The sequence below is a fragment of the Stenotrophomonas sp. G106K1 genome (assembly GCF_037969685.1).
Classification (GTDB): domain Bacteria; phylum Pseudomonadota; class Gammaproteobacteria; order Xanthomonadales; family Xanthomonadaceae; genus Stenotrophomonas; species Stenotrophomonas lactitubi.
On the sequence record NZ_JBBPFR010000033.1, the window covers coordinates 1 to 11,508 of the forward strand.

The window sequence follows — 11,508 nt, forward strand, 5'->3', positions numbered from 1 at the left end:
GTGGGCTTGCAGGACCGTTGGCGCCATGGATGGCGCCATCGAGCCCCCATGGATGGGTTTACGGCGTGTCCTGCAAGCCCACACCGCCCCGCCAACCCACAGAAAACCCAGAGCCGGCTGTTGCTTTGGCTGTGGCTGTGGCTTTGGCTGTTGCTGTTGAGGTTGCCGGCCAGCGGCCGGCACTACCGCGGGTGCCGGGCGGCAGCCCGGCCGATACCTTCAGGCGGGTTGGCCGAGCTGTGCGGGCGCGCGCATCAGGGTGTCGCGCGGCAGTTCACCAAATACCTTGCGGTAGTTGTCGGCAAAGCGGGAAAGGTCCCACAGCCCGCAACTGAGCGCGATGGCCTTGACCGAGCGCCGGTTGGAATCGGCCATCGACAGGCTGCGGCAGGCCGCGCACAGCCGCAGCATCGACAGGTAGCGATTGGGCGAGGTACCGAACAGATCCTCGAACGCATAGCGCAGGCCACGTTCGCTGACGCCGGCAGCGTCGCAGATTTCGTTCATGTAGATATTGCGCCGCAGATTGAGGCGCATGAAGTTCTCCGCCCGCTGCGCGATCAGGTAATGCGTGCGGCGGGCGCGGCTGCAGCTGGGCCGATCGGCAGGGCCTGCGCCGAGCAGCGCCTGGATATGCTCATGCAGCAGGCGCTCGGTTTCTTCCGGCTGCAGCGCACCGCCCTGCCCCAGCTGTGCATGCAGTTGCTGGTAATGGCGCACCAGAGGCATTGCCTCGTCGCCGAGGTTGAACAGCGAAAGTGCCTGCCCCGCCGGTGGCGTGCTGCGCAGGCTCAGTTCGGTCAGCTTGCGCTGCACGCGCGCGACCGGCACCAGCATCAGCGTCATCTGCGTGCCAGGGCTGAGCGTGAACTCACTGATGCCTTCGGGCATCACGGCCAGCGCCATGCCCGGCGTCAGCGGCACGCCATGGCACCAGCTCAGTGCATCATCGGTGGTGTGCAGGTAACCGAGCATCGCCCAGTCGGGGGGCAGCATGAATCGGCCGCGGCAGTGGAAGCCGCAGGTGATGCTGCAGAACAGGGCTTCCTCGTGAACGCGCGAAGCGAATGCCGCGCGCGGACCATTGCCATCCAGCAGCAACAGTTCCACATCGCACACGCGGAGCACGCCGCTCAGCGTGGCCAGATCGATCGACCTGAGATCGCCGTCGTCGTTGCCTTCCACCCCACCATCGACCATGACAGTGTCGTCCCCCGTTTGGTCTGCTGTACGACCCCGCCCCCACTGCCTGACAGGGCGCACGCCGTTTCCAAGAGCATCGTCCGTTGCCGTGATGGTCGCTGCGCGGCACGCGCGTCCATCCATGAAAATGCAATACCTTGAATGCGAGTATGCCCGATAATCCGCAGCCGTAAACAGGATGTTCTGACGACAGCCGATTATCGACGACGTGAAGAAGATGTGCGTGCAGATGGCATGGATTTCGCATACACGCAGATCGACCTCACATTATCTGCACGACCATGAATCGTTTTGCGCAGGAACGGATTTGCGTCACAGATCCGCGCCTGAATATTCGGCAATTCACCGAATCTGCCGAATTTGCATATAGGTTCCGGTTGCAGGGAGCCGCCATTCAGGCAAAGTCGAATACACGGTGATCGGGCACGCAGATAGCGGCCACACCCAGGGGGACAGCATGACCATGCACCTGCGAAATACCGTTTCGACCACCGGCCTGGTGCCGTGCGGTCGCGGTTGCGCAGCCGCTGCCCTGCCCGGGAATGATCACCCTGCTTGAGCACAGCGGGATTGCCCGCCGTGCCTCCTCCGCCAGGATGGCAGAGGCCTACGGACGGTCCCGGCGGAGCCGGACCACCGCCCATGCAGGTGTCCTGCAGTAACTGACAGGTAGAGGGAGACAACCGTCATGAACGCATCGATCCGCAAGTTCCTGAAAGAAGAAGATGGCGTGACCGCGCTCGAATACGGGCTGTTGGCCGCCGTGATCGCCGGCATCCTGATCGTGGTGGGCAGAACCCAGATCACCGCGTTCTTCACCACGTTGTTCACCCGCCTGCAGGCCATCGCCACCGACGCTACCACCACCTAGCCGTCGCGCGGGGTACAGCACCTGCGGTCGCTTCGATGGCGACCGCGGTGGCCGATGAAGGGGGTCTGCAACTGTCCAATGACGGACGGAGAGGGTGTGCGATGACACTGCTGGGATTGCTGGCCATGGGAGTGTGCCTGCGGATCGCGATCAGCGATCTGTACGCCCGCCGCGTGCCCAACACCTGGCTGCTGGCCGCGTGCGCGATCGCGGTGCCACTGATCATCGCCGACCAGTTCAATGCGACGCGCACGAGCTGGGCGCCTCACCTGCTGGGCGCGGCACTTGGACTGCTGGCACTGCTGCCGTTCTACGCGGTGCGCTGGATGGGCGCCGGCGATGTGAAGTTCTTCGCCGTGCTCGGCCTGCTGCTGGGCTGGAAGGCGCTGCTGCCGGTGTGGGTGCTGGCCAGCCTGGCCGCAGGCGCCCACGCCGTGCTGGTGATCGTCGGACGGCAGTTGGCCGGTCACCTGCCGCTGCGCCTGCAGATGCAGGTCAATCGCGCCAGCACGCACTTGAATGGCCACCCTGCCCTGCGCGAACTGCATGCCGCGCGCGAGGGGCGACAGGGCATTCCCTACGCCGCCTACCTGGCTTTCGCGGCAATTGGCTGGGTATTGGCAACGACTTATGGAGGCGTGGCATGAAAGCGTTCGCACGTCGCCGCCAACGCGGCGTGGCCAGCATCGAATTCGCGCTGATGCTGCTGCTCGGCCTGGTGCCGCTATTGCTGTTCACCTTTTCCGGCGTGCTGATCATGGCCGCACAGCAGACCCTGGCCACGGCCTCGGCCGAGGGCGCGCGCGCGTCGCTGCGCTATGGCAGCGCCGGCGAGCGGCGCACGGCAGCCTGCCTGGCGGCCCGCCGCTCCATGCAGTGGCTGTTGCAGTTTTCCAGGCAGAACCCGGACTGCAGCGCGGGCGGCGCCGGTGCCATCGTGGTCTCGCCGCAGGCACCCTGCGCCGGCCTGGCGACGGTGCAGTGCATGACCGTGACCGTGAGCTACGACTACAGCGCCCACCCCTTCCTGCCCGGCACCGCCACGCTCTATGGCTGGGTGATGGGCGCCCCCATTCGCAGCGTCGCGGTCGCCCAGCTGGACCTTGGCAGCAACTGACGATCGGTACAGGAGACGAATTCCATGCTCAAGTTGACCCGGATCGCCGCCATCGCCCTGATCGCGCTCGCCGTGCTGCTCGCCGTGGTGGCCTTCGTGATCGGCCGCAAGCCGGCGGCTTCGGCGGACAATCCGAGCACGATCGTAAGGGCCGATGCGCAGACCTTCAGTGTCGTCGAAGCCACCGCGCGGCTGCCGGCCGGCGAGCCGATCAGCGCCAATGGCGTGCGGCTGACACAACGCACCACAGAAGTGCCGGGAGCGGTGGCCGATCTGGCTGCGGTGGTCGGCAAGGTGCCGGTGCAGGACATCAGCGAAGGCAGCGCGATTGGCACCAGCCTGCTCGCGCAGGGCTTCTCGCTGCAGCTGCGGCCGGGGGAACGAGCGCTGGCGGTGCCGGTCGATGAGCTGGTCGCGGCAGGCAACCGCATCCTGCCCGGTGATTTCGTCGACGTGTTCCTCAACCTGCGCAGCGCCGCGACCAGCTACAACGGACAGCAGGACATCGCACAGACCCGCTTGCTGCTGTCGCGCCTGCGCGTGCTCAGCTACGGACAGCAGGACATCGCGGCAGCCCCGACGAGCAGCCAGGGCGAGGCCCCGGCCACGGCAGGCAACGACTCACGTGCAGCCGATATCACCAGCGGTTCCAGCAGCGGCCACAGCAACGGAAACGGCAGCGATGCCACGCAACCGGCACGCACCGCGGTGCTGGCGGTTCCGGTGGCCGACGCCAACCGCCTGCTGCTCGGCGCACAGCAGGGCAAGCTGTTCCTCGCCCTGCGCAATCCCGCCGATACCGGTCTGCCGGACCTGGCACTGTTCCCGCAGGCGCGCGGCGTACTGGACCCGGTACGCGGCCTGGACAACGAACAGCGGCTGGCCCTGCAGCGACCGGAGAACAACGCCTATGCCGGCCTGGATGGCGACGCACTGGCTGGCCGCGGCAGCAACGTGCAGCGCAATGCTCAAGAAACGCCGGTGCGTGCACCGGTGCAGCGTCGCTCGACACCGCGACCGGCGGGCATCGAAATCATCCGCGGCGACACTGCCGCCCCCCGTGGCTCCCTTTGACCCTTGCCGAGAGCGCACATGACTGAACGTCGCTACTGCCTACGCCCCTCTGTCCGCCAGCGCTGGCTGACCCTGCTACTGGTGCTGCTGGCACCGGGTGCGAGCGTGGCTGCCGACGACCTGCTGCTGCAGACCCGCGAACAGCGGCCATGGACGCTGCCGGCCGACCTGGAACGGGTTGCCATCGCCGATCCCGGCGTGGCTGACATCGTGATGCTGCGCGGCGCACGCCAGGCGTTGCTGGTCGGCAAGGCGCCGGGCACCACCACCCTGCTGCTGTGGCACCGCAAGCAGAGCGAACCGCAGCGTGTGCAGGTGCGCGTGCAGAGTGCCGTGCAGGGTGCAGCCGATGCCGGCTCCAGCGGACTGGTATTCACCCAGCAGGACCATCAGGGTCTCCTGCAGGGAAGCAGCGACAGCGTGCTGGCGCACATGCAGGAACAGAAGACCGCCGTGATGGCGCTGGGCAAGGACGGCAGCCTGGCCGACGCCTCCACCATCAGCAGCGGCGGCGTGGTGCAGGTCGAGGTCAAGGTGGTCGAATTCAACAAGACCGCGCTGAAGCAGATCGGCATCAACTTCCAGAATCGCAACGGTGGTTTCGCCTATGGATTCGCCCGACCCGGTGGGCAGCTGCCAGGCAACACCGGCATTCTCCCCGGCATGAAGGAAGGCGAGTCCAGCAACGAAAGCGAATCGCCGATCTCCTCGGCGTTCCGGCTGGTGTTTGGTTCGACCAAGGGCCTGTGGAACGCCGACGTCGACCTGCTGCAGGCCAACGGCATGGCGCGCGTGCTGGCCGAGCCCACCCTCGTTGCGCTGTCCGGGCAGAGCGCCAGCTTCCTGGCCGGTGGCGAACTGCCGATCCTGGAACCGCAGGGGCTCGGCACGACCACGGTCACCTACAAGCCTTTCGGCATCGGCCTGACCGTCACCCCCACCGTGCTCTCACCGAACCGCATTGCGTTGAAGGTCGCGCCGGAAGCCAGCGATCTGGACTACACCAATTCGATCGCGCTGAATGGCGTGCAGATCCCGTCGATCACCACCCGCCGCGCCGATACCACGGTCGAGCTTGGCGATGGCGAGAGCTTCGTCATCGGCGGCCTGGTCAGTTCCACCGTGGCATCGACGGTCAACAAGATTCCGCTGCTCGGCGACCTGCCGATCATCGGTACGTTCTTCCGCAACTTCGACTACAAGCGCCAGGACAAGGAACTGGTGATCATCGTCACGCCGCGGTTGGTACAGCCGATTGCCCGCAATACCGAACTACCGCTGCCCGGCGATCGCGAAGCCAAGCCGAACATGCCCGAATGGGGCGCGTGGCTGCTTGGCCCGATCAGCCGCGATCCGGTTCCCGGTTTCTCGCGCTGACCCACATGACGTCTCCGGTACCACGCCCATGCCCTACGCCACTGCCCTGCCGCTGCACCCGCAAGGACCACCGATGAACCTGGTCCTGTACGGGATCGACCGCGAACTGCTGCCACGCCTGGCTGCCAAGCTGCCGCCGGCCACGGCATTGCACTGGCAGGACAGCGGCGAGCCGACCTCGGCACAGGACCTGCAGCGTGGCCCGCAGAACCTGGTACTGCTCGACTTCCGCCCGGAGCATGCATCGGCATCGACGGTGCTGGCGCAGCAGCTGCAGCAGACCCAGCCCGATTTGACCCTGGTGGCCGTGGGCGCCACCAGCGCCGGTCAGGTTGAAGGTGTGGTGATGGCGCTGCGCGCTGGACTGCGTGATGTGCTGGACCTGGACAGTGACAACACCGGTATCGAGGCCGCCCTGCGCCGCGCCCTGTCGCCGCGCCCCGCCGCAAGCGTGCAGCAGGCGCACAAGGCCCGGCTGATCGTGCTGCTGGGCGTGCGCGCCGGCGTCGGCACCAGCACCCTGGCCGCACATCTGTCGGTGCTCGCACAACAGACCCACACCCTGGCCCAGGGCGATGCGGCCGTACAGGACGGGCTGCTGATGGAGCTGGCGCAGCCGGCCGGCGACCTTGCCCTGTACCTCAACCTGGACAGCCGCTTCCACTACGAAGATGCGCTGCGCAATGCCAGCCGCATCGATGCCACCCTGGCGCGCACGGCGATGGCCCGGCACCCCAGCGGCCTGGTCCTGCTCGACCGCGCCAGCGGCAGCGACGCGCTGCCGCCGTCCGACCCTGGCGCGCTGCTGCAGCGCCTGCGCAGCGTGTTCGCCAGCGTGCTGTGCGATGCCGGCGGCTGCCCGCTGCGGCAGTTGCCACCGCTGCTGCTGGACCAGGCCGACGAAATCTGGCTGGTGGCCGACGCCTCCATCGCCACCCTGGTGTCGCTGGACCACGCCCTGAAGCACCTTTCCGGCCAGCGCGATCGCGAGAAGCGGCTGCAGCTGCTGATCAACCGCCACGACGACAACAGTGGCATGAGTCCCGAACAGATCGCGCGCCGCTTCGAGCTGCCGCTGCTGGCCACCCTGCCCGAGCGGCCACGGGTGCGCACCGCCGCCAGCCACGGTCATCTGCTGCTGCAGGATGCGCCGCGCGACCCGTACCTGCGTGCCCTCGCCCCGCTGGTGCAACGCCTGGATCCGGCTGCCTGCCCGGTCCAGACGCATGGCCTGCGGGAAAGACTTGCCCTTGCCCTGGGTGGATCGCAATGGAAGACAAAGTGACCCCGTTCCCGCACGTTGTCGCCCGCAACACGGTGCCGGAGCATGCACCGGGCAGCCTGCCGTTCGCACAGACCGAGCAGTACCAGAAGGTACTGTCGGCCGCGCACGAGCACCTGCTCAACAGCATCGAAGACGAGCGCATCGACATCGATTCCTGGGCCCCGGACACCATCGCCCGCTGGGTGGAGGTGCAGACGGTCAGTTTCATCCAGGAATGGCGCATCCCCATCAACGAAGAAGAAATGCAGGTGGTGGCCGAAGGCCTGGTCAAAGAGCTGACCGGGTTCGGCCCGCTTGATGACCTGCTGCATGACCCCAGCATCGAAGACATCCTGATCAATGGCTTCAAGGATGTGCATGTCTCCCAGGGCGGGCAACTGAAGCGCGCGCCACAGCGCTTCACCGACGACACCCACCTGCTGCGCATCCTGCGCCGCATCATCGCCCCGCTCGGCCGCCGCCTGGATGATTCCAATCCGATGGTCGATGCGCGCCTGCCCAATGGCGGTCGCCTCAACGCGATCATCTCGCCGTTGGCGGTGGACGGGCCGATGGTGTCCATCCGCAAGTTCCGCAAGGACCCCTTCACCCCCGATGAACTGCTGGCCAAGGGCACCTTCGATGCACCGATGCAGGCCCTGCTGAAGGCGATGGTGCTGGGCCGCTGCAACATCCTGGTCTCCGGCGGCACCAGCTCGGGCAAGACCTCGCTGCTCAATGCGCTGGCCAGCTATGTGCCGGCCAACGAACGCGTCATCACCGTGGAAGACACCGCCGAGCTCTCGCTCAACCACCCGCACGTGGTGCGCCTGGAAAGCCGCATCGGTGGCGCCGAGGGCCAGGGCGCGGTCAGCATCCGCGACCTGGTACGCAACAGCCTGCGCATGCGCCCCGACCGCATCGTGGTCGGCGAGGTGCGTGGCGCCGAGGTGCTGGAGATGCTGCAGGCGATGAACACCGGCCATGACGGATCGATGGCCACCATCCACGCCAACTCGCCGCGCGACTGCCTGTACCGCATCGAGATGCTGGCCGGGTTTGCCGGCTTCCAGGGCAGCGAGGACAGCCTGCGCCGGCAGATCGCCAGTGCCATCGACTTCATCGTGCAGATCTCGCGCCTGGGCAGCGGCCGCCGCGTGCTGGTGTCGATCACCGAAATCACCGGCGTCAGCGACAACCTGATCACCACCCAGGAGATGTTCCGCCACGAAGTGCAGATCGATGGCAGTGGCAAGGAAATCGATCGCTGGATCGGCCTCGGCTTCCAGCCGCATTCGCACAAGCTGGAACCGTTCCGGCAGTTGCTGCGCGAATCCCTGTACGGAGACTTCTGAGCATGAGTACCGGCCTGCTGCTGGGTGTGCTGAGCATCGTGTCGGTGCTGCTGGCGCTGGCCGTGTGGTTGTGGGGGACGGCCAACAGCCGCGAACAGCGCCAGGCCTCCCTGCAGCATGCCGAGCAGCAGCTGGCGCGCGGCACCGGCCCTGGCGCCAATACCACCGCCGACGCGGCGCGGCAGGCCCCGTTGCCTGCACCGGGTCGGCGCACCCTGCCCTGGGACGGACAGCTGCAACGTGCCGGCCTGACGCCGGGCTGGAAGCTGCCACTGCTGATGCTGCTGCCGGGCATCGCCCTGTCCGCATTCGCGGTGCTGCGGCTGGGCACCGCCTGGATGTTCCCCCTGACCCTGCTGCTGTACCTGCTGGGCTGCTGGCTGTGGCTGATGCGCCGAACCGGCAAGCTGCAGGCGCAGCTGCTGCACCAGCTGCCGGACTTCCTCGACAACCTGGTGCGCCTGACCGCGCTCGGCAACAGCCTGCAGGCCGCCTTCCAGGTCGCCTCGATGCAGACCAACGCCCCGCTGCGCGGCCTGCTCGACACCACCGTGCGCTATGCCCGTGGCGGCATGGACCTGGATCGCGCGCTCAACCTCGCTGCACAGCCCTACCGCATGGACGTGTTGAAGGTACTGGCGGTTGTGATGGGGGTGAGCGTGCGCATCGGTGGCCGTGCCGACCAGATCCTGCAGCGCATGGGCGACTTCATGCGTGACCTCGAACAGGCCCAGCAGGAACTGGCCGCGACCACGTCTGAAACCCGCATGTCGGCCTGGGTACTGGGCCTGCTGCCACCGGCCAGCGCCGTGTTGATGGCGATCTCCAGCCCCGAATTCTTCCAGCCGGTGCTGCACGATCCACTGGGCCACAAGATCCTGTTGATCGCCCTGTGCATGGAACTGACCGGCGCCTTCCTGCTGTACCGCCTGGCCAAATCGCTATGAACATCCCCGCCCACGCAGGAGGCATCCAATGAACGCCAGCATCTGGTTCGTGGCCGCCCTGCTGGTGCTCGCTGCCGGTGTAGCCCTGCTGGGCCTCGGCAGCTGGGTGCGCAGCCATCGCGAGGACCGCAGCGCGGCAACATTGAAGACGGCGCTGCGTCCGCGCGATAACGAAGACGGCGCTGCCGATGCGCGCAAGGATTCACTCGGCTGGCTGGAGCAGTTCGGTCGCGGACTGAGCGGCGGCCGCCTGGAAACGGCGCTGCTGGCCGGTGAAGATCGCCTGCTATTGGACCTGGCTGGCTGGAACACCCGCCGCGGCACCGCCATCTACCTGGGCCTGCGCCTGCTGCTGGCGGTGCTGGTGCTGGGTATTGCGTTGGCGATCAGCGATGCCACGGGGTTGTCCAGGATCATGGTGGTGATCGGCGCGCTCGCTGCCGGCCTGCTGCTGCCGAAGTTCGCGCTCAGTGCATGGGTCAAGCGGCGGCGGCGTGCCGTGAACAATGAACTACCGCTGTTGATCGACCTGCTGCGCCTGCTGCAGGGCGTGGGCTTCAGCATGGACCAGAGCCTGCAGACACTGGGCGACAAGCTGCGCGACGCGTTGCCGGTACTGGGCGGGGAAATCCAGGAGGCGAATGTGTCCTACACCCACGGACGCACGCGCGCGCAGTCGCTGCGGCGGCTGAGCGATGTATACGGCGACGACGACCTGACCAGCCTCGTGCAGTTGATCCTGCAGGTGCACGCACATGGCGGAGCCGTGCAGGAACCGTTGCGCCAGTTCAGCATCCGCCTGCGCGAGCAGCGCCGCAATGCGCTGAAGGAAAAGGTCGGCAAGCTCTCGGTGAAGATGACCGTGGTGATGATGCTGACCCTGCTGCCGGCACTGATGCTGGTGCTGGCCGGACCAGCGCTGGTCGCGCTGGCCACTACCTTGTCGAAAATGGGATGACCTTCATGCCTGTCCTGCGCCCCGCCTGCCTGTTGCTTGCCCTGGTTGCCGCCGCTGCCGGCTGCAGCTCCACCACGCCGAAGTACCTGCGTGCGCCGAGCCTGGCCGAGCCGACGCCGGCCCCGCAGGACAGCCGCAACGCCTATCTGGAGCTGATCCAGCGCATGCAGCAGCAGGGCGCCTGGTACGCCTCGCTGGCGCACGTGGATGCCTTCCGCCAGCGCTATGGCGATGCCCCGGCACTGCGCCTGCTGCAGGCCGACGCACTGCGCCAGACCGGCCAGATCGATGCGGCGCTTGCGTTGTACCGCGAACTCGGCAACGGCCCACAGGCCGCGGCCGCCGCGCATGGCATCGGCCTGATCGCCGCCCTCCGTGATGATGACGACGGCGGCGAGCAGGCACTCGCACGTGCCACCCAGCTGAACCCCCTGAACACCGATTACCTGGGCGACCTCGGCTATGCGCGGTTGCGCGCCGGTCGTTTCGAGCAGGCGCGCGAGCCACTGGCCAAGGCGCTGGAACTGTCGCCGGGCAACGCCAAAGCCACCGCCAACCTCGCCCTGTGGGCGCTGCTGCGTGGTGACACGGCCACCGTCGAACGGCTGGCCCAGCAGGCCAGCTTCAGCGAGGAAACACGCCGCAGCGTCGAGCAACAGGCACAGCAGATCCGCGCGCGGCTGCAGCAGCGCCAGGCAGCGGCCACGGCGGCAGCAGCGGCAGCGACGCGGCCGATTGCTTCGGTAGCCACCAGCCCCGCCAACGCAGGCCCGCGCCTGGCCGCCGAACCCCGCCGCGATGGCCGGGACCAACGCGACCCGTCACGACTGCCGCCCTCGATGCTGGAACGCTTCGGCACCACCGACCATCCCAACGGGAACACGCCATGACCTCGACGCCGCTGATCCGCTTCCTGCTGCCGATGCTTGCCGGCTTGTCTTTCGCTGCGGTTGTGCAAGCACAGACGCCGCAGCAACCGTTGACCGGGCAGATGCTGGGCGGCGCTGCGCCCGCGCCGACCGCCGCCCCTCTGCACAGCGAGCCGTTGGCCACCGTGGACGTATCGCCCGAGCAGGCTCCACTGCCTCCGCCAGCCCCTGCAGCTGCGCCCGATTTCGGCGGCACGCAGTTGCGGCCCAACACCTCGCAGATCGGCGACACCACTCGCAGCCTGTTCCGCCTGCAGGCCTCCGGCGAGGTAGCCGGTGCCCGCCTTCCGATCCTCGGCGACCAGGCCACATCCAGCTACGCGCGTTACCTGAAGAGCTTCCAGTACGACATCCCGCAATTCTTCGAAACCGACGTCGCCAAGTCCGCAGGATCCTCCCGATCCGGACGCTGA

At 67.2% G+C, this 11,508-nt stretch carries 12 protein-coding genes; 11 read left to right on the plus strand and 1 reads right to left on the minus strand.

The genetic code is table 11. From position 1 onward, the window contains the following. Positions 1 to 219: 219 nt before the first annotated feature. Positions 220 to 1,200, minus strand: a complete 981-nt coding sequence (locus WKB25_RS19905) for a helix-turn-helix domain-containing protein (RefSeq protein WP_340572589.1) — start codon at positions 1,198 to 1,200, stop codon at positions 220 to 222. 691 nt (positions 1,201 to 1,891) lie between these two features. On the opposite strand from WKB25_RS19905, the gene WKB25_RS19910 reads away from it, so the two are divergent. The 11 genes from WKB25_RS19910 (at position 1,892) to WKB25_RS19960 (ending at position 11,508) form a co-directional block, all read left to right on the plus strand. Next, complete coding sequence (locus WKB25_RS19910) at positions 1,892 to 2,074, plus strand: Flp family type IVb pilin (RefSeq protein ID WP_025878547.1); 183 nt, start codon at positions 1,892 to 1,894, stop codon at positions 2,072 to 2,074. Between the two features lie 101 nt (positions 2,075 to 2,175). Then, a complete protein-coding gene (locus WKB25_RS19915) occupies positions 2,176 to 2,721 on the plus strand; it encodes an A24 family peptidase (protein ID WP_340572590.1) in 546 nt (181 codons plus the stop codon). Then, on the plus strand, positions 2,718 to 3,191 hold the full coding sequence (locus tag WKB25_RS19920; protein ID WP_340572591.1) for a TadE/TadG family type IV pilus assembly protein: 474 nt from the start codon (positions 2,718 to 2,720) through the stop codon (positions 3,189 to 3,191). The genes WKB25_RS19915 and WKB25_RS19920 overlap by 4 nt, the downstream gene beginning before the upstream one ends. A 24-nt stretch (positions 3,192 to 3,215) precedes the next feature. Then, on the plus strand, positions 3,216 to 4,265 hold the full coding sequence (cpaB, locus tag WKB25_RS19925; RefSeq protein WP_340572592.1) for a Flp pilus assembly protein CpaB: 1,050 nt from the start codon (positions 3,216 to 3,218) through the stop codon (positions 4,263 to 4,265). Between the two features lie 18 nt (positions 4,266 to 4,283). After that, entirely contained in the window at positions 4,284 to 5,642 is a 1,359-nt protein-coding gene (locus WKB25_RS19930) for a type II and III secretion system protein family protein (RefSeq protein ID WP_340572593.1), read from the plus strand. A gap of 28 nt (positions 5,643 to 5,670) precedes the next feature. Beyond that, a complete protein-coding gene (locus WKB25_RS19935) occupies positions 5,671 to 6,927 on the plus strand; it encodes a fimbrial protein (protein WP_340572594.1) in 1,257 nt (418 codons plus the stop codon). Next, the gene (locus WKB25_RS19940; RefSeq protein WP_340572595.1) at positions 6,912 to 8,261 is read left to right on the plus strand and encodes a CpaF family protein; all 1,350 of its coding nucleotides are present in this window, start codon (positions 6,912 to 6,914) and stop codon (positions 8,259 to 8,261) included. The genes WKB25_RS19935 and WKB25_RS19940 overlap by 16 nt, the downstream gene beginning before the upstream one ends. 2 nt (positions 8,262 to 8,263) lie before the next feature. After that, on the plus strand, positions 8,264 to 9,208 hold the full coding sequence (locus WKB25_RS19945; protein WP_099818738.1) for a type II secretion system F family protein: 945 nt from the start codon (positions 8,264 to 8,266) through the stop codon (positions 9,206 to 9,208). Positions 9,209 to 9,236: 28 nt separating this feature from the next. Continuing rightward, positions 9,237 to 10,166, plus strand: coding sequence for a type II secretion system F family protein (locus tag WKB25_RS19950; RefSeq protein ID WP_340572596.1), 930 nt, complete (start codon positions 9,237 to 9,239; stop codon positions 10,164 to 10,166). 5 nt (positions 10,167 to 10,171) lie between these two features. Beyond that, complete coding sequence (locus WKB25_RS19955) at positions 10,172 to 11,056, plus strand: tetratricopeptide repeat protein (RefSeq protein ID WP_340572597.1); 885 nt, start codon at positions 10,172 to 10,174, stop codon at positions 11,054 to 11,056. Continuing rightward, entirely contained in the window at positions 11,053 to 11,508 is a 456-nt protein-coding gene (locus WKB25_RS19960; RefSeq protein WP_340572598.1) for a DUF3613 domain-containing protein, read from the plus strand. Before WKB25_RS19955 ends, WKB25_RS19960 begins: the two co-directional genes overlap by 4 nt.

Excerpts from the sequence above, each read along its gene's own strand:
- WKB25_RS19905 (WP_340572589.1), bottom strand. The coding sequence starts at position 1,200 with ATGGTCGATGGTGGGGTGGAAGGCAACGACGACGGCGATCTCAGGTCG.
- WKB25_RS19910 (WP_025878547.1), top strand. The coding sequence starts at position 1,892 with ATGAACGCATCGATCCGCAAGTTCCTGAAAGAAGAAGATGGCGTGACC.
- WKB25_RS19915 (WP_340572590.1), top strand. The coding sequence starts at position 2,176 with ATGACACTGCTGGGATTGCTGGCCATGGGAGTGTGCCTGCGGATCGCG.
- WKB25_RS19920 (WP_340572591.1), top strand. The coding sequence starts at position 2,718 with ATGAAAGCGTTCGCACGTCGCCGCCAACGCGGCGTGGCCAGCATCGAA.
- cpaB (WP_340572592.1), top strand. The coding sequence starts at position 3,216 with ATGCTCAAGTTGACCCGGATCGCCGCCATCGCCCTGATCGCGCTCGCC.
- WKB25_RS19930 (WP_340572593.1), top strand. The coding sequence starts at position 4,284 with ATGACTGAACGTCGCTACTGCCTACGCCCCTCTGTCCGCCAGCGCTGG.
- WKB25_RS19935 (WP_340572594.1), top strand. The coding sequence starts at position 5,671 with ATGCCCTACGCCACTGCCCTGCCGCTGCACCCGCAAGGACCACCGATG.
- WKB25_RS19940 (WP_340572595.1), top strand. The coding sequence starts at position 6,912 with ATGGAAGACAAAGTGACCCCGTTCCCGCACGTTGTCGCCCGCAACACG.
- WKB25_RS19945 (WP_099818738.1), top strand. The coding sequence starts at position 8,264 with ATGAGTACCGGCCTGCTGCTGGGTGTGCTGAGCATCGTGTCGGTGCTG.
- WKB25_RS19950 (WP_340572596.1), top strand. The coding sequence starts at position 9,237 with ATGAACGCCAGCATCTGGTTCGTGGCCGCCCTGCTGGTGCTCGCTGCC.
- WKB25_RS19955 (WP_340572597.1), top strand. The coding sequence starts at position 10,172 with ATGCCTGTCCTGCGCCCCGCCTGCCTGTTGCTTGCCCTGGTTGCCGCC.
- WKB25_RS19960 (WP_340572598.1), top strand. The coding sequence starts at position 11,053 with ATGACCTCGACGCCGCTGATCCGCTTCCTGCTGCCGATGCTTGCCGGC.